The organism is Ruegeria sp. YTSA226, assembly GCF_059609905.1.
Map to the genome: position 1 here is coordinate 142,094 of NZ_JBXWMQ010000005.1, position 18,961 is coordinate 161,054.

Annotated in this window: 17 protein-coding genes; 12 read left to right on the forward strand and 5 right to left on the reverse strand. The window is 56.1% G+C overall.

Annotated features, from left to right (window positions below):
• Positions 1-2: 2 nt before the first annotated feature.
• Positions 3-1,016, reverse strand: a complete 1,014-nt coding sequence (locus tag AC2FFF_RS09710; protein ID WP_271948911.1) for a GDP-mannose 4,6-dehydratase — start codon at positions 1,014-1,016, stop codon at positions 3-5.
• 159 nt (positions 1,017-1,175) lie between these two features.
• Between AC2FFF_RS09710 and AC2FFF_RS09715 the strand changes: the two genes are divergently transcribed.
• Positions 1,176-1,946 (forward strand): metallophosphoesterase family protein, encoded by a 771-nt coding sequence (locus AC2FFF_RS09715; protein ID WP_281972906.1) that lies wholly within the window; start codon positions 1,176-1,178, stop codon positions 1,944-1,946.
• 3 nt (positions 1,947-1,949) lie between these two features.
• On the opposite strand, the gene AC2FFF_RS09720 is transcribed toward AC2FFF_RS09715, so the two are convergent.
• Positions 1,950-2,474 (reverse strand): CBS domain-containing protein, encoded by a 525-nt coding sequence (locus tag AC2FFF_RS09720; protein WP_142636370.1) that lies wholly within the window; start codon positions 2,472-2,474, stop codon positions 1,950-1,952.
• 363 nt (positions 2,475-2,837) lie between these two features.
• Here AC2FFF_RS09720 and AC2FFF_RS09725 point away from each other — a divergent pair, with 363 nt between their 5' ends.
• The 6 genes from AC2FFF_RS09725 to AC2FFF_RS09750 all read left to right on the forward strand — a co-directional run bounded on the left by AC2FFF_RS09725 (position 2,838) and on the right by AC2FFF_RS09750 (position 9,949).
• Entirely contained in the window at positions 2,838-3,863 is a 1,026-nt protein-coding gene (locus AC2FFF_RS09725; RefSeq protein WP_281972907.1) for an FAD:protein FMN transferase, read from the forward strand.
• Positions 3,864-3,877: 14 nt separating this feature from the next.
• Complete coding sequence (nqrM, locus tag AC2FFF_RS09730) at positions 3,878-4,114, forward strand: (Na+)-NQR maturation NqrM (protein WP_271948901.1); 237 nt, start codon at positions 3,878-3,880, stop codon at positions 4,112-4,114.
• Between the two features lie 66 nt (positions 4,115-4,180).
• Positions 4,181-5,854 carry a sulfatase-like hydrolase/transferase gene (locus tag AC2FFF_RS09735; RefSeq protein ID WP_281972908.1) on the forward strand — a complete coding sequence of 558 codons (1,674 nt, stop codon included), beginning with the start codon at positions 4,181-4,183 and terminating at the stop codon, positions 5,852-5,854.
• 103 nt (positions 5,855-5,957) lie between these two features.
• Complete coding sequence (gpmI, locus tag AC2FFF_RS09740; protein ID WP_281972909.1) at positions 5,958-7,475, forward strand: 2,3-bisphosphoglycerate-independent phosphoglycerate mutase; 1,518 nt, start codon at positions 5,958-5,960, stop codon at positions 7,473-7,475.
• Positions 7,472-8,602 (forward strand): murein hydrolase activator EnvC family protein, encoded by a 1,131-nt coding sequence (locus AC2FFF_RS09745; protein ID WP_281972910.1) that lies wholly within the window; start codon positions 7,472-7,474, stop codon positions 8,600-8,602. Before gpmI ends, AC2FFF_RS09745 begins: the two co-directional genes overlap by 4 nt.
• Positions 8,603-8,608: 6 nt before the next feature.
• Entirely contained in the window at positions 8,609-9,949 is a 1,341-nt protein-coding gene (locus tag AC2FFF_RS09750; RefSeq protein ID WP_142636359.1) for a S41 family peptidase, read from the forward strand.
• Between the two features lie 125 nt (positions 9,950-10,074).
• On the opposite strand, the gene AC2FFF_RS09755 is transcribed toward AC2FFF_RS09750, so the two are convergent.
• Entirely contained in the window at positions 10,075-10,431 is a 357-nt protein-coding gene (locus tag AC2FFF_RS09755; protein ID WP_142636355.1) for a VOC family protein, read from the reverse strand.
• Between the two features lie 133 nt (positions 10,432-10,564).
• Between AC2FFF_RS09755 and AC2FFF_RS09760 the strand changes: the two genes are divergently transcribed.
• A complete protein-coding gene (locus AC2FFF_RS09760) occupies positions 10,565-11,263 on the forward strand; it encodes a helix-turn-helix transcriptional regulator (protein WP_271948888.1) in 699 nt (232 codons plus the stop codon).
• Between the two features lie 74 nt (positions 11,264-11,337).
• Here AC2FFF_RS09760 and AC2FFF_RS09765 read toward each other — a convergent pair whose 3' ends face one another.
• Positions 11,338-11,685, reverse strand: a complete 348-nt coding sequence (locus AC2FFF_RS09765) for a hypothetical protein (protein WP_271948886.1) — start codon at positions 11,683-11,685, stop codon at positions 11,338-11,340.
• 10 nt (positions 11,686-11,695) lie between these two features.
• Positions 11,696-12,457, reverse strand: coding sequence for a DUF6478 family protein (locus tag AC2FFF_RS09770; RefSeq protein ID WP_271948884.1), 762 nt, complete (start codon positions 12,455-12,457; stop codon positions 11,696-11,698).
• A gap of 246 nt (positions 12,458-12,703) precedes the next feature.
• Here AC2FFF_RS09770 and AC2FFF_RS09775 point away from each other — a divergent pair, with 246 nt between their 5' ends.
• The 4 genes from AC2FFF_RS09775 to AC2FFF_RS09790 are packed head-to-tail and all read left to right on the forward strand — an operon-like array spanning position 12,704 to position 18,939.
• Positions 12,704-15,802, forward strand: coding sequence for an ABC transporter transmembrane domain-containing protein (locus AC2FFF_RS09775; protein WP_496696985.1), 3,099 nt, complete (start codon positions 12,704-12,706; stop codon positions 15,800-15,802).
• On the forward strand, positions 15,795-16,691 hold the full coding sequence (locus AC2FFF_RS09780) for a CPBP family intramembrane glutamic endopeptidase (RefSeq protein WP_142636342.1): 897 nt from the start codon (positions 15,795-15,797) through the stop codon (positions 16,689-16,691). The genes AC2FFF_RS09775 and AC2FFF_RS09780 overlap by 8 nt, the downstream gene beginning before the upstream one ends.
• 59 nt (positions 16,692-16,750) lie before the next feature.
• Positions 16,751-17,668 carry an acetyl-CoA carboxylase, carboxyltransferase subunit beta gene (accD, locus tag AC2FFF_RS09785; RefSeq protein WP_142636339.1) on the forward strand — a complete coding sequence of 306 codons (918 nt, stop codon included), beginning with the start codon at positions 16,751-16,753 and terminating at the stop codon, positions 17,666-17,668.
• Positions 17,665-18,939, forward strand: coding sequence for a bifunctional folylpolyglutamate synthase/dihydrofolate synthase (locus AC2FFF_RS09790; protein ID WP_281972913.1), 1,275 nt, complete (start codon positions 17,665-17,667; stop codon positions 18,937-18,939). The genes accD and AC2FFF_RS09790 overlap by 4 nt, the downstream gene beginning before the upstream one ends.
• The last annotated feature ends 22 nt before the right edge of the window (positions 18,940-18,961 follow it).

An 18,961-nucleotide genomic window follows, 5' to 3' on the forward strand; every position in this document is an offset into this window, starting at 1 on the left:
CGTCACTTACCATGATAGTCGCGGAACCATTCGACAAACTGGGCGATTCCATCTTTGAAATTTGTCTGCGGACGATAGCCGGTCAGCTTTTGCAGCAGATCACTATTCGCCCAAGTGGCAGGAACATCACCCATCTGCATAGGCATGTAATTGCGGATGGCTTTCTTGCCGATAGCTTCCTCAATGGCTTCGATAAAATCCATCAGCCGCACTTTGTCGCCATTGCCGATATTCACCACGCGCCAGGGCGCCGCCGGCGACAGGCTGTCACCTTCTTCAATCTCATCTGCGCTGTCCGGCCGCACCGGAGGGACGTCGATCAGCAGTCGGATACCGCGGACAAGGTCTTCGACATTGGTGAAATCCCGATACATGTCGCCGTGGTTATAGATATCGATCGGGCGGTCATCCAGGATGGCGTCCACAAATTTGTAGAGCGCAAGATCGGGTCGCCCCCAGGTTCCATACACGGTGAAGAACCGAAACATGGTCGTGGGCAGGTTCCACAAATGAGCATAGGAATGGCCCATCGCCTCGTTTGCCTTTTTGGTTGCGGCGTAAATCGTCAGCGGTGTGTCGGCCTTTTCGACCTCAGTAAAGGGCATGACCTCGTTGGCGCCATAAACCGAGGATGTCGAAGCCATCAGAAGGTGGTCTACCTTATGCTCGCGCGCGATTTCCATGACGTTGAACGTGCCGACCACGTTGGAATTGATATAGCTGCGCGGGTCCTCAAGGCTATAGCGGACACCAGCCTGCGCCGCGAGATGCACGATCACTTCGGGCTGGAACTCCTCAGCGACCTTTGCAAGCTGGTCGTAGTTTTCCAAAAGATCCTCGGTTGCGGAAAACCCAGGGGATTGCAAGAGCATCTGATGGCGGCGCTGCTTGAGCGAGACGTCGTAATAATCCGTCATCCCATCGTAGCCGTGAACCTGAAACCCCTCGGCCAGTAGTAGTTTTGCCAGGTGAAAACCGATGAACCCTGCTGTGCCTGTGACTAATACGCGCTTCATTTAACCCTCAACCCAAACCAAAACCGTTTGAAACATCAGGGATACTTTCAGCCCCTCAAGGTCAAGGGGATTTTCCCACAAACCGCGCCATTGGGGCAATCCGGAACCCGAATTCACTTGCGGATTGTTGTTGCCCGCCAGTCAGGGTAGGAAATTGCGATGGTGTGGGATTGGATCAAAACCAGGTGGAAAAAACCTCAGGCGGCACAGAATTCAGTTTCTGACATCGCGCCTGACCAGAGGTTTTATGCCGTTGGGGATATCCACGGGCGATTGGATCTGTTGCAGACTTTGCTGGCAAGGCTGGATCCAGATTGCCCCACAATCTTTGTCGGGGACTACATTGATCGTGGCAATTACAGCGCCCAGGTGCTGCACCAGTTACGGCACCTTAGCCGGGTCCGAGGCAATGATTTCATTTGCCTGCTGGGTAATCACGAGGAGATGCTGTTGCGGTTCACCGATGACCCAAAACGGGTCGGCAGGCTTTGGCTGCAAAACGGTGGCCTACAAACGCTCGCCTCATTTGGAATTACCGGTGTGGATGAAGACACGGTTGGTGCGGATGCTGTCTCGGTGGCTGACAGATTGCGACGCGCAATGGGCGATGATTTGCTGTCTTGGCTGCACGACCGTCCCCTGACCTGGACCAGCGGAAACGTTACCGTGGTGCACGCAGGTCTGGACCCGGGCAAGGCTTTGGACGACCAAACACGCCAGGTTTGCCTGTGGGGCCACCCAAATTTTTCACGGCAAATGCGCGAAGATGGTCAGTGGGTTGTCCATGGTCATACGATCACGTCAGAGCCCCGCGCTGAGAATGGTGTTGTTTCGATCGACACCGGCGCCTTCTTCAGTGGCAGGCTGACCGCCACTAATGTTCGCGCCGGCGAGGTCCGGTTCATCGCAACCGACGAGCAGCCGGAATAGCTGTCAACCGACGATCATCTGCTTCATGCGAAGGGCTTCATACTCCAGCTCTTTGAGGCGGAAATGCACGACATCACCGATCGTGATCACGCCACGAAGATGGCCATCGCTGAGGACGGGCATGTGGCGAAAGCGCCCCTCCGTCATGGTTTTCAGCACATCGTTCAACAGATCCTCGGGCGCGCAGGTCTGTACGCTGCGGGTCATCAGATCTTCGACAGATTGGGGCAGGGTCTGGCCCGGAGTATCGGCCATACGGCGCACAATATCACGCTCGGACAGGATACCCTGAAGCGTACCATTCTGATCTGTCACCACCACAGCGCCGATCCGCTTTTCCTTGAGGATATTCACCACCGAATGAATTGTGTCTTTCGGGCGCACGGAAAAAACCGCGTCCCCTTTGCCAACAAGCAGCTTTTCGACTGTTGTCTGTGTATGAGAAAGGTTCGATTCAACCGACTGGCTATGCGAGGCAGCCGCGGCCTTGTCGCCGCGTGTCGGTGGCTGGTAAGAGCTTGGGGCCATGGGCAATCTCCTCTTGCTTTGCTTTTCACCTTACCGCAGCCATATGACCTGTATAGGGTACAAATGCCCAATCCGGGGAAATCTGCCAAAAACCAAGGAAATCCGGCCCGTTGTCCAACTTTTATCTGACCCCCCCTGTTGCCGTGCTGATATTTTTTGCGGTTGTCGTTTGTGGCCATAATTTTCGCATGACCTGGAAACAGCAGGCTCCAGGATGGCAGAAGAAAGCATGGCTGTTCGGGGTGCCCGCCGGAATCGGTTTGTTGGCGCTAGGCTTCCTGCCGCTGAAAGCCTGATGCAGGTTTGACTCTGATTGGGGCCGCTGTCATATGCCGGGCACGCTTTTCCTCAGGAGGGACCCATATGCGTTTCTTGCCAGTCCTGGCTGTCGCCACACTTATTTCCGGCTGCTTGTTCGACAAAGAGCCCGAGGTGGTACGCCTGTCAGGCGAAACGATGGGGACGACCTTCAACATCACGGCCATCGGTGTCGATGTTGATGAAGAAGCGCTGGCGGGTGCGGTCGAACAGACGCTGGCCGAAGTTAACGCAAAGATGTCGAACTGGGACCCGAATTCCGAGGTTTCGACCTTCTCGGACTCGGGCAGCACTGAACCTGTAGCCGTTTCGGATGAATTTGCGCTGGTGCTTGATGCCGCGAATGATGTGCACGAGAAATCCGGGGGTACATTCGACGTGACTCTCGGCCCGCTGATCGAGCTGTGGGGCTTTGGTCCGCGCAAACCGGAAGATCCGGTGCCCGCAGATGCTGACATCCAGGCGGCTTTGGGCAAGGTCGGACAGGCCAGATTGCTGCAACTGGATCGCGATGCCGGAACTTTGGCGAAGGCCGATGCCGGAGTCGGCATTAACCTGTCCGCCATTGCCAAGGGGTATGGCATCGACGCCGTGGCCGAAACGCTGCGCACGGCTGGGATTGAAGACTATATGGTCGAGATCGGTGGCGATCTGGTCACAAGAGGCGATAACGACAAGGGTGAGACTTGGCGGATCGGGATCGAAAAACCCCAGGCCGATGCGCAGAATCTGCAGTTGATCGTACAGCTTGATGATTTGGGCATGGCGACCTCGGGCGACTACAAGAATTTCTTTGAACAAGATGGTGTGCGGTATTCGCATATCATTGACCCAACTACTGGCCGCCCGATCACGCATCGGACCACTTCAGTCACGGTACTGGCCGAAAATGCTATGATGGCAGATGCTTGGGCGACAGCGATGTTGGCCTTGGGTCAGGAAAAGGGTTTGAAACTTGCCGAGACGCATAAACTTGCCGTGTATTTCATCTCGCGGGATGTGACAGGCGGTGAGGATGCCTATATCACGGTACACAGCACAGCGTTCAAAGAGGCGTTGGGCACCAACTGACGGGTTGAGCTGAGATGAGCACTTTTATTCTGGCCTTCATTCTGCTGCTGATCATCATGGTTGGCATGTCGCTGGGTGTAATGTTGATGGGTAAGACCATCAAGGGCAGCTGCGGTGGCCTGAATGCGATCTCGGGTGCGGATAAATGTGTGGTCTGCCAAAAGGACGTGGACCCTAACAGCCCCTTGCGCGACAAGCTTCAGTGCAAACGCGCCCAAAAGATGCTTGAGCAGATGGAACGGCAAGCCTAATAACTTAGCGCTTCGTTTGGCGGTTGGAATTGGCTAAGCAGGTCCCTGAATAACGGGGGCGCAGATTTGGCCAAAGCAAGAAACATCCTGTTCATCATGTTCGACCAGCTGCGCTGGGACTATCTGAGCTGTTACGGGCATCCGCATCTGCACACCCCCAACATAGACCGCTTGGCTGCGCGTGGTGTGCGGTTCGACAGGGCCTATATTCAGTCTCCTATTTGCGGTTCCTCCCGTATGTCGACCTATACCGGGCGCTATGTGCATTCGCATGGGGCTTCTTGGAACGGTATCCCGCTGAAAGTGGGTGAGATGACCATGGGTGATCATCTGCGCAAGGCCGGGATGGACTGTTGGCTGGTGGGCAAAACCCATATGCGCGCGGATGCTGAAGGCATGGCGCGGCTGGGGCTGGAACCGGACAGTCTGATTGGTGCGCGCGTGGCCGAATGCGGGTTCGACGTGTTCGAGCGTGATGACGGAATGCTGCCCGAAGGGCCGGATGGGTATTATGACCCGGACGGAGCCAAGGAATACAACAAATATCTATCGGCCAAAGGATATGACAGCGACAACCCCTGGCATGACTTCGCCAATTCTGGTCTCGATGCTGAGGGCAACGTTCTGTCGGGCTGGTTTCTCAAGAACTCTACCCAGCCGGCGAATATTGCCGAGGAAGACAGCGAAACGCCCTATCTGACCGGGCGCGGGATCGAATTCATGGAAACCCATGACGGCCCCTGGTGCTGCCACCTGAGCTTTATCAAACCGCATTGGCCCTATGTCGTGCCGGAACCCTATGCCTCAATGTACGGACCGGAACATATCCTGCCCGTGGTCCGGTCTGAGGCGGAACGCCGGAATGCCCATCCGGTGCTCCGGGCATTCATGGACACCAAGGTTGGCGAGGCGTTCTCGCGGCAGGATGTGCGCGACGCCGTGATCCCCGCTTATATGGGTCTGATCAAGCAGGCCGACGACCAAATGGGCCGGCTGTTCGCATGGCTGGAAAAGACGGGTCGGATGGAGGACACGATGATCGTGTTAACCTCGGACCACGGGGATTTTCTGGGCGATCACTGGATGGGTGAGAAGACCTTTTTCCAGGACGCATCGGTCAAGGTGCCGTTGATCATCTATGACCCATCCCCCGAGGCTGAGGCAACCCGTGGCACTGTCAGCGACGCGCTGGTCGAGTCCATCGACCTCGCCCCAACATTTTTGGACATAGCCGGAGGCGAAGCGTCGGGTCACATTCTGGAAGGTCACTCCTTGTTGCCGATCTTGCGTGGCCATCAGGTCGAGACACCTCGGGAAGTGGCAATCAGTGAGTATGACTATTCCGCCTCGCCCATGGCGGAAAAGCTGAATGCCTCGGTTCGGGATGCAGTGATGTTCATGGTGGCCAACAAGAAATGGAAGCTGATCCATTGCGAAGGCGGGCATCGGCCACTGCTGTTCGATCTTGAAAACGACCCGAATGAACTAACCGACCTTGGCAACAGTGCTGAACACGCGGATATCATCGCCAAGATGTATGACCATCTGTTCACTTGGGCGCGTCGCCCGTCGCAGCGCACAACACGTTCCGAACAGCAACTGATCGATATGCGCACCAATAGTCGGGGCAGAGGGGTGGTTATTGGAATCTATGACGAAAACGACGCACCACTGGATTTGACCGTGAAATACAGAGGCCGCAAAGCGCGCCCCTATCAGGACCATACCGGCAAGGAATAGCCTTTGTAACATGAATTCTGACTGATCAGGGCAAAAGGCGGTTCACCCTGCGCGGGGCAGGCGATACAAGACCAACCAAGAGCAGCAAACCCGGAGAGCCGAAATGACCGCCCCGAAACCCGTCGTCCTGTGTATTCTTGATGGCTGGGGCCTGTCCGAGGACACCGAGGCCAATGCGCCTTACCTTGCCGACACGCCAACATTTGATGCGATCATGGCCAAGGGCCCACACGCCAAGCTGATCACCCATGGTCCGGATGTTGGTCTACCAAGTGGTCAGATGGGCAATTCCGAAGTCGGTCACACAAATATTGGGGCTGGCCGCGTTGTTGCGATGGATTTGGGCCAGATTGATCTGGCGATTGAGGACGGTTCTTTCTTTGCCAACTCCGCGCTGCAGAACTTTATCGGTAAGGTAAAGGCTGCAGGTGGCACCGCACATCTGTTGGGGGTGGTCTCGGACGGGGGAGTGCATGGCCACCTGAACCATATCATTGCTGCGGCAAAGGCGGTAACGGATTCTGGTGTGCCCGTTGCCTTGCACGCGGTTACGGATGGCCGGGATGTGGCCCCGAAATCAGCGCTGACCTATATCACAGAGCTTGAGGAGCGCTTGCCCGACGGCGCCCGTGTTGCCTCGGTCTGCGGGCGCTATTTTGCCATGGACCGCGACAACCGATGGGAACGTGTTAGCGAAGCCTATGGTGCAATGATCAAGGGGAAAGGGCGCAGCGCTGTTTCGGCGCGCAATGCCGTGGATCAGGCCTATCAGCAGTCGGAAACGGACGAGTTCATCGTTCCGACCGTCCTCGACGGCTATCACGGCATCAAAGACGGAGACGGGTTCTTCTGCCTCAACTTCCGCGCCGACCGGGCCCGCGAGATTCTGCGGGCGATTGGCGAACCCGGCTTTGATGATTTCGACACCGGCCCGCGCCCACAGCTTTCAGCCCTGCTGGGCATGGTCGAATATTCCGACGGGCACAGCGCTTATATGACCACTGTTTTCCCCAAACGTGACATCATCAATACACTGGGCGAATGGGTGGCAATAAATGGGCTCAGCCAGTTCCGACTGGCCGAGACTGAGAAGTACCCGCATGTGACCTTCTTCCTCAATGGCGGCAAGGAAGTGCCTGAGGCGAACGAAGACCGCTTTATGCCTAAATCGCCCAAAGTGGCGACCTACGACCTGCAACCCGAGATGTCATCGGCCGAAGTAACCGCAAAATTCGTCGAAGCCATCGGGGCGGGCTATGATCTGATCATAACCAACTATGCCAATCCGGATATGGTTGGGCATACCGGCGACCTGCAAGCGGCAATCCGCGCCTGTGAGGCTGTGGATCAAGGGCTGGCGCAAGTGGTCGCCGCGTTGGAAAAAGTGGGGGGCGCAATGATTGTAACGGCCGATCATGGAAATTGCGAGATGATGGTCGATCCCGAAACCGGCGGGCCGCATACAGCCCATACGCTGAACCCCGTGCCCGTGGCGTTAGTCGGGGGACCAGCAGGGGTATCCTTGCGGGATGGTCGCCTGTCCGATCTGGCGCCCACACTGCTGAAACTGATGGTGTTGGATCAGCCCCCTGAAATGACTGGAAAGAGCCTGCTTTCATGACGCTTCGTGCGCTGCTTCTGGCGATTTTCTTTGCATCCAGGGCGGTTGCCCAGACCGACCCCGCGACCGCTGCATTGAATGCAGCGCAGATGCTTGAGCAGGCATCAGTATCGTTGACCGAGGCCGAAAGCGCCCGCGACCGGGTCCGTGCCCTGACCGAAACCATACAGGCGTATGAGGCGGGTCTGTCGGCCATGCGCGATGGCCTACGACGGGCGGCAACACGCGAAGCCCAGCTAACAGCCGAATTGCGCAGTCGAGAAAAGGACGTGGCACAGCTGTTGGGCGTATTGCAAACGATCGAAACTACGGCGCCTCCGGTTCTGATGCTACACCCGTCAGGGCCGTTGGGCTCGGCCCGGGCCGGTATGATGCTGTCCGAGGTTACGCCGGGTCTGAACGCAAAAGCGCAGTCTCTTGCGCGTGATCTTCAAGAAGTGCGCACGCTGCGATTGTTGCAGCAAAGCGCCTCGGAAACCTTGGTCGAGGGCTTGACCGGCGTTCAGAATGCCCGCACCCAGCTCAGCACCGCCATCGCAGACCGAACGGATTTGCCGCGCCGCTTTGTCGAGGACCCGATCCGCACAGCGATCCTGATCTCATCGACTGAAACGCTTGACGGTTTTGCCAGCGGGCTTTCCCAGATCTCCGAAGGGCAAATCGCCGAAACGGATGCGGATATATCAAGTATCAAGGGTCAAATTGCGCTGCCGACGCAGGGCATCATCCTGCACCGGGCAAATGAAACCGATGCGGCCGGTGTCAAACGCCCTGGTATCGTATTGGGCACCCGACCGCGCGCAATAGTCACCTCGCCAACGGCGGCCACGATACGGTATCGCGGGCCACTACTGGAGTTGGGGAATCTGGTGATCCTCGAGCCGCAACCGGGGCTTCTATTTGTCTTTTCCGGGCTACAAGAGGTCTACGGAGAAGCCGGTCAGGTGATTCCCCGGGGGACGCCAGTCGGATTGATGCCTGCAGAATCGAAGGAAATCGGCGCAATTTTGTCAACAAGCAGTGATGGCACTGGAACTGACCGGTCAGAAACGCTCTATATAGAGGTAAGACAGGATAACAGCCCCGTGGACCCGGAATCGTGGTTTCGGACCGACAAGGATGGATAAACGAGTATGAAGAAATTTGTGATGGCCGGTTTGGCTGGAACTATTGCAGGCCTGATTGTAACGACGCAGATCGCCGGTCCGTTGCTTGCCCAAGAAGCCGAAAACAAGGCCAGTGTCTATGAACAGCTGGATCTGTTTGGCGATATTTTCGAACGCATCCGCGCGCAATATGTCGAAGAGGTTGAGCCCGAAGACCTGATTGAGGCGGCCATTGACGGTATGCTGACCTCGCTGGATCCGCATTCCAGCTATCTGTCGCCGGATGATGCCGAACAAATGCGGGTCCAGACCCGTGGCGAGTTTGGCGGTCTGGGTATCGAAGTCACGCAGGAAGAGGGCTTTGTCAAAGTTGTCTCGCCGATCGACGATACGCCTGCGGATGAGGCCGGGATCGAAGCCGGAGATTTCATCACCCATGTCGATGGCGAAAGCATACTGGGCCTGACCCTGGACAAAGCGGTCGATCTGATGCGCGGGCCGGTGGGCTCGGAAATCGTGATCACCGTTGTCCGCGAGGGTGAACAGGAACCTTTTGACGTGCCTATCATCCGCGACACAATCAAACTGACGGCAGTACGCGCGCGCACCGAAGGGACCAGTGTGGTTCTGCGTGTGACCACCTTTAACGACCAAACCTATCCCAACTTGCAGGAAGGTCTGGCCGAGCAGATCGAAGAGGCCGGAGGGATCGACAAGGTGAATGGTGTCGTTCTGGACCTGCGCAACAATCCCGGTGGTCTGCTGACACAGGCAATCAAGGTTTCGGACGCATTCCTAAACGAGGGTGAGATCGTATCAACCCGTGGCCGCGATCCAAGCGATGGTGAGCGTTTCAACGCAACAGTGGGTGATCTGGCAGAAGGAAAGCCGATTGTCGTGCTGATCAATGGCGGGTCCGCCTCGGCATCCGAGATTGTAGCCGGCGCGCTGCAGGATCATCGCCGAGCAATCGTTGTGGGAACCAAAAGTTTCGGCAAAGGCTCGGTCCAGACTGTCATGCCACTGCGGAGCGATGGCGCGATGCGTTTGACCACGTCGCGCTACTACACGCCGTCGGGCCGGTCTATTCAGGCGCTTGGTGTCAGCCCCGACATCATCGTTGAACAGCCCCGCCCAGCCCCGGAGACCGAGGAAGAAGAGGCCAATGGGAACACCCGTTCTGAGGCCGATCTGCGTGGCAGTCTGAACAATGACAGCCTGAGCGAGGATGAAATCCGCCAGATCGAAGAAGATAGGGCCAAGGCCGAAGCCACCGCCGAATTGCGGGAAGAGGATTACCAGCTGGCCTATGCCATCGACATCCTCAAGGGGCTGTCAGCCTTCAACCCGGACGGGCCATCGCAATAAAGAAACCGGGCCGCCTGACAGGCGGCCCTTTTCCTGATGGGGCCGCTGCCGATCGAGGTAAGGTGGCTGATTAGAGCCCGATGCCACCTATGTTGTCTCCCAACCAACGTCCGCTCTGTGAAAAGCTAGTCAGAAAAACACATCTTGTTTCCATCCAGGTCTCGAACGTATGCAGAGAACTTTGGCCCGCGTTGGTTGGGGGCCCCCTCACAATCACCCCCGAGATCTGTGGCTAAAGCGTGCAGCCTTCTGACTTCTGCTTCGCCACCAACGCAAAATCCAACCATCGTTCCATTACCGTTGGTGGCCGGCAACGTGTCGAAGGGTTTGGCCACGGCGAAGGCAAAATCCTTTCCAAGCCAGTAAGTCATTCTTTCTGAAGGCGACATGCTTTGGAGACCCGATTGCGAAAACAGTGTGTCGTAGAAGGTTCTTGCAGCTGCCATGTCATTCGTTCCGACAACAAAGTAATTCATTTTCATCGATTTAGCTCCTGCAAGTGAGTGGCCTGCGTCAGGCATTGGTTTCAGTGACCCAAGCTATATCGACTAATGTGCCATTTTATGTCTTATTTGATTCATGGCACGGGCTAATACACACAACAGACTGAGGCGATTGGAATTGCTTGCGGTTCAACTCAAGCAAGATGCCCATTGTACGGTTAGAGACTTGGCGCAACAGCATGGTGTCAGTATGCGCACGATAGCCCGCGACCTTGTGCTTATGCGGGACCAAGGCATGCAGATAGACGCTGATCGCGGTCGTGGAGGAGGTGTGCGCCTCGACCGCAACTGGGGCGTTGGTCGCATGAACCTGACATACGCTGAGGCGGTCGATCTGCTAATCAGTATCGCTGTCGCAGAGCAGATGAAATCACCAATGTTGCTTGCGAACTTGGCATCGGTAAGGCGGCAGCTTGTGGCCTCGTTTTCACCCGAGAAACGCAAAAAGGTGAACCAGCTCAAGTCCCGTATTCTCATAGGCGTCACGGCTTCGACTTATGTTCAAGCCAGCGCGAGCGCCCCACCAAAAAGGATTGTGCAAGCGGTTCATCAGGCTTTCGTCGATCAGAAGGTCTTGGAGCTGCGATATCAAAGAGAAGACGGTGTTATTTCCAACCGGCAAATTGAGCCTCAGTATCTCTTGTTGAAGTATCCCATTTGGTACGTCGTTGCGATCGACCGTCTGAGAAACGAACCAAGGACATTTCGGTGCGACCGGATGCTTGGGGCCTCAATGGGCGAAACGCGCTTCAAGCTCCTGCCGAAAGAAAAATTTCAACCCTCATTGGTAATTGATGATTCTTCGATGTGATCGGGTCATGGCCAACAGTAAGCGGACAATGACGCCTGAATTATAGGCACGCACTTCGTCCGACCTTCTACCGCCTACTGAGACCGGCGAAAGACTCGTTTTAGCATATCAAGCTCTGCTCGCATCAGGTCCAGTTCGGCGCGCAGGTCATCGGCGGCGGCGTTTCCTGCAATGATCGAGAACCCGCCCAGTTTAAGCCCTGAAACGGAATCTGAGATTACAAAACTGTGGACCCCGTCAGACAGGGCCACATCAGGCACCTGTACACGAAGCTCCCATCCGGTGTCGGCTGGTGACAGGTGAACCTCATCCAGCGCGTCACCACGGTAGGACACGCTGATCTCGGGCTGCGTATCGGCCTGCAGGTGGCCCATCCAGGTGCCATTTTCCAGGCCCAGTGATGTGAGTATCAGATTAGTCATGGCTGGGTTCTCATAAATCGGCGCGATGGTGACGACAGACGGTCAGGTCCTGCAACACTATCCGGTTCATCCGAGGATTATCCAGAATGATATCCAGCCAGACTTTGTCCATGCGGCGTTCATTCAGTGGTAAATGTGCAAGATCAAAATCCACGCTGTTTGAAGGACCAGTGGGATCAAGTTTGCGCAGAACCTGTTCGGCGTTTGGGCCGTGTCGAATATTGAGCCGCGCGAACAATTCCTGTGGGCGTTCGGCCTCAATATGGCAATCGACTCGGATCAGATGCTGCTGCGTCAGCCCTTGCACAGCCTCTTGTGGAAGCTCGATAGAGAGAGAGAGAAATGATCCCTCGAACCCGAAAACCTCGACCGCCAAGCTGAACGGTGACAGATCATGCTTGCGCGTGTTCCGGATCTGGCGCGTGCTGATTTCCTGGCGCGGACAGTCGTGAAACAGCGTTGCCTCATCGTTGATACGTGCCTTACGCGGGGCCGAGGCGACACCGGGGCGGGGCTGAGGATAGCGCCACAGCTCGGGCCTCCAGCTCCAGTCGGTGCCCAACGGTTTCGGGAAATGGGTTGATCCCGCCACAGGCCGTGTAAGGCGGCTGTTGGCCTGAAGGATCAGCGCATCCAGCTCGGATCGCAAGCGACGTGCATCATCACGCTGCAGCCGCAATTCAGAAAGCACAGCTTCGGGCGCTGCCCGGGCGTCCCGCTGCCAGCGCGTAAGTGCTTTGCGGTGAATATAGCGATCCAGTAGCTTGCCCATGATCCCAATCTATTGCTCCACACATCTTTTGTCGGATATCCACCCGAGGATAAAGCCGATTTGCATCATAGCGTCGGTAAATTACCGAAAATGTGAACACGCTTTTGGCTAGGCAGCAAAGTTGTGACCTGTTACGGAGGGCGCCGTTCTTGCAATCGACCCGGTCAGTGCGTACCGTCTGACACCTGATTGCAGTGGACCATCCGTTACAACCCTATAGCAATATTTCCGAGGCAAAGACGGGGCATGGAACCCACTCTATTCGCATTCATCTGGAAGCATTCCAAGAAACAGCAACTGGTATTGTTGCTGCTGACATTGTTTTCTTTTCCCTTCCTCTATGCATCATTGGAGCTGCCCAAGCAGATCATTAACGATGCGATTGGTGCACCAGGCAGCTCGGTAACTTTCTTAGGAGTTACGGTGACGCAGGTGCAGTATTTGTTGATTCTGTGTCTGGCCTTTCTGGCGACGGTCATCGCCAGCGGTCTGATGAAAATGCGGATCAACACGATGAAAGGTGTGTTGGCCGAACGCATGTTACGCCGACTGAGGTACACGCTGATCCACCGAACTCTGCGGTTCCCGAAATCCTATTTTGCCACCACCAGTCAGGGCGAGTTGGTGTCGATGATCACGTCCGAGGCTGAACCGATGGGCGGCCTGATGGGAGATGCGATCGCACAACCTGTATTCCAGTTTGGTCAGATGATGACCATTGTGACGTTTCTGTTCATGCAAAGCGTGTGGTTTGGTCTTGCAAGTATTGCGCTGATTCCGCTGCAGGCTTGGTTGATTCCAAAATTGCAGCGCCAGATCAACCTGTTGAACAAAGACCGAATCCAGGAAGTTAGGCGCTTGAGCTCAGAAATCGGCGAAAGCGCAGCCGGGATCAGTGATCTGCGCACCAACGGAGGCTGGCGGCACAGATTGGCCCAGTTCAGCCATCGTTTGGGAACTTTGTTCGAGATCCGATTCAAGATCTATAACAAAAAGTTCTTCATGAAGTTTCTCAACAATCTGATCACTCAGATGACCCCGTTTCTGTTTTATTCGGTGGGCGGATACCTGGCGATCACGGGCGAGGTAACAGTGGGCGCGCTGGTGGCGGCACTGGGAGCATATAAGGATCTTAGCGGACCTTGGAAGGATCTGCTGACCTATTACAATCAGGTTCAGGACATGTCGTTGCGGTGGGAAATCGTGACCGAACGCTTCGCGCCCGACAACATGGTGCCCGAAGAGCTGTTTGAGGGCGAGCCTGATTCCATTCCGCATCTGACTGGCGAGATCAAGCTGCAGAATATTACCGTTCGGGATAACGATGGGAAAACTGTTCTCGAGGATATAGACCTCGTCATACCCAAAGGGGCCCGCGTGGCCATCAAATCCTCGAATGCGGCCGAAAGAGGGGCATTGGCTCAGCTGCTGACCCGCGAATTGCTGCCGGTTCAGGGCGACGTCACGATTGCCGGGCATGACATCCAATCTTTGCACCAATCCGTCATCGCGGCGCGGATCGGATATGCCTATTCTCGACCATATCTGTTTGATGGGTCGATTGGGGACAACTTGATGATGCCCCTGAAAACACGCCCTCAGCATGAAGCCGACGCCGCCAGGGCCCCTAGCCGCCGCCAGATCGAGGCCGCGCGAGCGGGGAACTCGGTGGATTCGCTGTCAGATGAATGGATTGATCCCGGTCTGGCCGGGCTCAACAACACTGACGACATCCAGGATTGGTGGTTCAAGCTGGTCGAGGCGATGGGAACGGATGAATTCATGTTCCGCCGCACCCTGCGCAGCCAGTTGAATCCGGATCAGCATCCCGAGTTTGTGCAAAATATCATCGACCTCCGTGGCCCCATCCATGACAAGTTGGTGGAAAAAGATCTGGACCGCTTTGTCTACCGGTTCGATCCGGACAGGTTCAACCCAACTGTGCCTTTGGGTGGCAACCTTCTTTATGCAGCACCGTCGCAAGAAATCTCGCCGGACATTCTGGCCGGCGATAATCGGTTCATGCAAATGCTGCGTACACATGAGCTTGATGACGACGCGCTGAGTATCTCAAGCGCTGTTCTGGAAACGCTTAGCCATGCTTTTGGGCGGGACGGAACCGACCATCCGCTGTTCCTGCGCCTGGGCTTGAGCAAGGATATGTTCCACCGGCTGCTGGCAATCGAAGACAAGCGCAAGGCAAAAGGAGTGGACGAGCTGTCGCAGCGCGAACACGCCTTTCTTCTGACCGTTCCGTTCCTGCTGACCGCCGAACAGATTGGCCCTGATTTCCCGGATGAATACAAACAGAAGATTCTGAAAATCCGCACTGAACAGGGCGAGAGGCTACGCGGAAGCCTGCAAGAGATATTTGTACCGGTCACACCGGACACATACATCGCGCGTATGACAGTTATGGAAAATGCGCTTTTCGGGCGGGTGTCTGTGACGGCGGGTGCTCATGCTGACGAGATAGAGGATGTGGTTGCCGAAGTGATCAATGCTGCAGGTCTGCGTAGACAGGCAGCGGCCATCGTCTATGATCTGTCCGCAGGGCTGGGTGGGAACAATCTGACAACCGTCTTTCAGGAACGAATTGCCTTCTCGCGCGCCGGGATTAAACGGCCGGATTTGCTAATCCTGGATAAAGCGTTGGCCAGCCATGACTCTGAGAGCCGTTTACGCACCCGGTTGAAACTGCGCGAACTGCTGCCCGATTCCATCATGATTTTCATGGAGGACAGTTTCGCCCATCCCGAGGCCTATGATCTGTTTGTTGAAATCAAGGATGGCCGCATTGACGGTGTCTCGAAAACGCAGCTCGAACAAGAATCCGGCACCACCGCTGACCTCAGCCGAAAGCTGAAGATTATCTCGTCAACTCCGCTTTTTGCCAATATCGACGGTCGCAACCAGAGATTGCTGGCGTTTTCGGCGCAGTGGTATGATGCTGCCGCTGGTCAGGTCATTTTCTCTCGTGGGCAGGCGCCGGATGCGGCCTATCTGTGCATTTCGGGTCATGCGAAGCTTATGTGGCACGAAGAAGACGGTTCGACCCGGTCCATATCTGTCATTGAACCCGGGCGCCTGATCGGTGACCTGTCTGTTATCACCGGTGAGACCAGACAGTTGGATCTTGTGGCAGGCGAAAACTGTTCATTCCTGCGGATTGGTGCAGTGGAACTGCGCGCGGTGATCGAAAGCGATGCAAGCGTTGCGGTTCAGTTGCTTGAAACAGTTGCCGGATACCTGACAACCATTTCGGAAAAGATCAACGCCACCAAAGCATCGACCTTGTTCTTCGATGATGAGGACCAGACCGAAAGTTCCCACCAGAATGTCTGAAATCCGCGCGCCCTCTTACGCCCCGCATGAGCAACTGGTCGCCGACGCACGCGACAAACCACAGCTGTGGCGCCTGCTGGCCGGCCTGGCAACAATCGTAGTCGTTGCAACCGTCTTCAATCTGATCCTGTTTGCAGTCGTAACCGTGGCCGGACCGCAGGAATGGGCCAGCGGGTTGATGAACGGCTCGACCCCGATCTCGATGGTGATCCTGCTGTCAAGCTTTGGGTTTGTCACATTTGGTGTGTGGACCGCAGCGCGACAGTTTCAGAAACGGTCCCTGGGTTCTATTTTAGGGACTCGGGGCAAAGCGGCCAGACAGTTCTGGCTTGTGCTGCGCGCCCTGATGGTGCTTGGCGTGGTTATCGTAACCGTGCCGCACGTCATTATGGACGCGCCGCTTGTTCAAAACCTGTCCTTTTCGGTTTGGCTGGTATTCCTGCCTCTGTCGCTATTGGCTGTGTTTGTCCAAATCAGTGCGGAGGAGCTGCTTTTCCGCGGATATATGCAGCAAAGCCTGGCGGCGCGATTCCGTTCTCCGATCATCTGGATGGGGGTACCGTCGCTTCTATTCGCGGTGGGGCACTATTCGCCCGATGCGGCGGGCGGCAATGCAGAGTTGCTGGTGCTGTGGACTGGTCTGTTTGGACTTTTGGCTGCGGATTTGACCGCGCGGGCGGGAACCCTGGGCCCGGCCATAGCGCTGCATTTTTTCAACAATGTCATAGCGCTCTTGTTTGTCTCGCTACCTGACACCCTCAGCGGTCTTGCCTTATTTGTACTGCCCTTTGATATGACCGATACTCTGACATTGCGGCAATGGTTATATGTGGATTTTGCCGTGATGATTGTCAGCTGGTTTATCGCGCGCCTTGCGCTCAGGCGCTGATTGCAATTCTTTCCGTAGCGTCTTATGTGACGTCAACGCCGTACTAGCAAGGTTCCGACATGAACTGGATCACAAACTACGTCCGTCCCCGGATTAATTCGATCTTCTCACGCCGGGAAGTCCCGGAAAACCTTTGGCACAAGTGTGACGAATGCGGCACGATGCTGTTCCACCGCGAATTGGCGGAAAACCAGAATGTCTGCACCCAATGTGATCATCATATGGCGATCACTCCGCGCGACCGGTTCGGGCACCTGTTTGACGGTGGTATATTTACCGAGGTCGATGTTCCCGCTCCCAAAGATGATCCGCTGCAGTTCCGGGACCAGAAGAGATACCCCGACCGAATGAAAGCAGCGCAGAAGAAAACTGGCGAGCAAGAGGCGATGCTGGTCGCCAAAGGTGATATCGGACGTACGCCGATCGTGGCAGCGGCCCAGGATTTCTCGTTCATGGGCGGCTCGATGGGTATGTATGTCGGCAATGCCATCATTGCGGCGGCGCAAGAGGCAGTGAAGTTGAAACGCCCGCTGATCCTGTTCTCGGCAGCGGGTGGCGCGCGAATGCAGGAAGGCATCCTGAGCTTGATGCAGATGCCGCGAACCACCGTGGCGGTTGAGATGCTGAAAGAGGCAAAACTGCCCTATATCGTTGTACTCACCCATCCTACCACCGGAGGCGTGACCGCTTCTTATGCGATGCTGGGCGACGTCCATATCTCGGAACCCAATGCGCTAATCTGCTTTGCAGGCCCGCGCGTGATCGAACAGACCATTCGGGAAAAGCTGCCCGAAGGATTTCAGCGCGCAGAATACCTGCTGGACCACGGAATGCTGGACCGGGTAACGAAGCGTACCGAAATGCGTGACGAATTGATCACGATTACCCGCATGCTGATGAATCAGCCTCCTGCGGTCAAAGGTGATTTGCCCGCGCCCACCCCCGAAGCCCCAGAGAAAGACGCGGATCAGGAATGACTTCGCCATCGTCAGACGTCATCCTTGATCGGATGATGGCGCTGCATCCCAAGATCATTGACCTGACGCTGGATCGGGTGTGGCGTTTGCTTGCCGCGCTGGAAAACCCTCAGACCAAATTGCCTCCGGTCGTTCATATCGCAGGGACAAATGGCAAGGGGTCTACGCAGGCTATGATCCGCGCCGGTATGGAAGGGGCGGGGAAAACGGTTCACGCCTATACCTCTCCGCATCTTGCCCGGTTTCACGAGCGTATTCGGCTGGCAGGTGAGTTGATTTCGGAAGCCGAACTGACAAACGTCCTTGATGAGTGCTATGCCGCCAATGGTGGTGAGAACATCACCTATTTCGAGATTACGACCTGTGCGGCCCTGCTGGCCTTTGCCCGCAAACAGGCTGATTATACCTTGCTTGAGGTCGGCCTTGGCGGGCGCCTGGATGCAACAAACGTAGTGCACGAACCCGCCGTGACGGTTATCACGCCGGTTTCCATCGACCATGAACAGTTTCTAGGCGACACGTTGGGCAAGATCGCAGCCGAAAAAGCCGGGATCATCAAGCCGGGCGTCCCTTGTATCGTCGGCCCACAGCAGGACGAAGCGCTTGAGGTCATCGAATATACAGCGGCCCGTTTGGGCGCCCCATTGCTGGTACACGGTCAGCACTGGCATGTGACCGAGGAAAACGGACGTCTTGTGTATCAGGACGAAATCGGGCTGCGGGATCTGCCGCTGCCCAACCTGCTTGGCGCACATCAGATTCAGAATGCGGGTGCGGCAATAGCGGTATTGCGCCATCTTGAACTTGGTGATCAGGCCTATGAGGCCGCCGTTACCAAGGCCGAGTGGCCAGCACGGATGCAACGTCTGAAATCCGGCCCGCTTGTTGAACAGGCCGCACAGGCCGAGCTGTGGCTGGATGGTGGGCACAATGCCGCCGCGGGAATTGCGCTTGCTGAAGTGCTGAGAAAATTACCACAATCTCCGACACATTTGATCTGCGGAATGCTCAACACCAAAGATGTTACTGGCTATCTTGCACCGCTTGCCACGCAGGCTCAAAGCCTGACCGCAGTGTCGATACCGGGTGAGGCCGCGACGCTTAGCGCTGAAGATACGGCGCAGGCTGCTGACCAGGTTGGCATGAAAGCCGACACAGCAGAGAGTGTATCCGCGGCCCTGCAGAAAATCACAGACCAAGACCCTCAGGCCCGTATCCTGATTTGCGGATCACTCTATTTGGCAGGCAACATTCTACGCGAAAACGGATAGGTCTTCACCCGGCGGAAATACC

Bases quoted from the DNA above. Each gene is read 5' to 3' on its own strand.
- AC2FFF_RS09710 (WP_271948911.1), bottom strand. From the start codon at position 1,016: ATGAAGCGCGTATTAGTCACAGGCACAGCAGGGTTCATCGGTTTTCAC.
- AC2FFF_RS09715 (WP_281972906.1), top strand. From the start codon at position 1,176: ATGGTGTGGGATTGGATCAAAACCAGGTGGAAAAAACCTCAGGCGGCA.
- AC2FFF_RS09720 (WP_142636370.1), bottom strand. From the start codon at position 2,474: ATGGCCCCAAGCTCTTACCAGCCACCGACACGCGGCGACAAGGCCGCG.
- AC2FFF_RS09725 (WP_281972907.1), top strand. From the start codon at position 2,838: ATGCGTTTCTTGCCAGTCCTGGCTGTCGCCACACTTATTTCCGGCTGC.
- nqrM (WP_271948901.1), top strand. From the start codon at position 3,878: ATGAGCACTTTTATTCTGGCCTTCATTCTGCTGCTGATCATCATGGTT.
- gpmI (WP_281972909.1), top strand. From the start codon at position 5,958: ATGACCGCCCCGAAACCCGTCGTCCTGTGTATTCTTGATGGCTGGGGC.
- AC2FFF_RS09745 (WP_281972910.1), top strand. From the start codon at position 7,472: ATGACGCTTCGTGCGCTGCTTCTGGCGATTTTCTTTGCATCCAGGGCG.
- AC2FFF_RS09750 (WP_142636359.1), top strand. From the start codon at position 8,609: ATGAAGAAATTTGTGATGGCCGGTTTGGCTGGAACTATTGCAGGCCTG.
- AC2FFF_RS09755 (WP_142636355.1), bottom strand. From the start codon at position 10,431: ATGAAAATGAATTACTTTGTTGTCGGAACGAATGACATGGCAGCTGCA.
- AC2FFF_RS09765 (WP_271948886.1), bottom strand. From the start codon at position 11,685: ATGACTAATCTGATACTCACATCACTGGGCCTGGAAAATGGCACCTGG.
- AC2FFF_RS09770 (WP_271948884.1), bottom strand. From the start codon at position 12,457: ATGGGCAAGCTACTGGATCGCTATATTCACCGCAAAGCACTTACGCGC.
- AC2FFF_RS09775 (WP_496696985.1), top strand. From the start codon at position 12,704: ATGGAACCCACTCTATTCGCATTCATCTGGAAGCATTCCAAGAAACAG.
- AC2FFF_RS09780 (WP_142636342.1), top strand. From the start codon at position 15,795: ATGTCTGAAATCCGCGCGCCCTCTTACGCCCCGCATGAGCAACTGGTC.
- accD (WP_142636339.1), top strand. From the start codon at position 16,751: ATGAACTGGATCACAAACTACGTCCGTCCCCGGATTAATTCGATCTTC.
- AC2FFF_RS09790 (WP_281972913.1), top strand. From the start codon at position 17,665: ATGACTTCGCCATCGTCAGACGTCATCCTTGATCGGATGATGGCGCTG.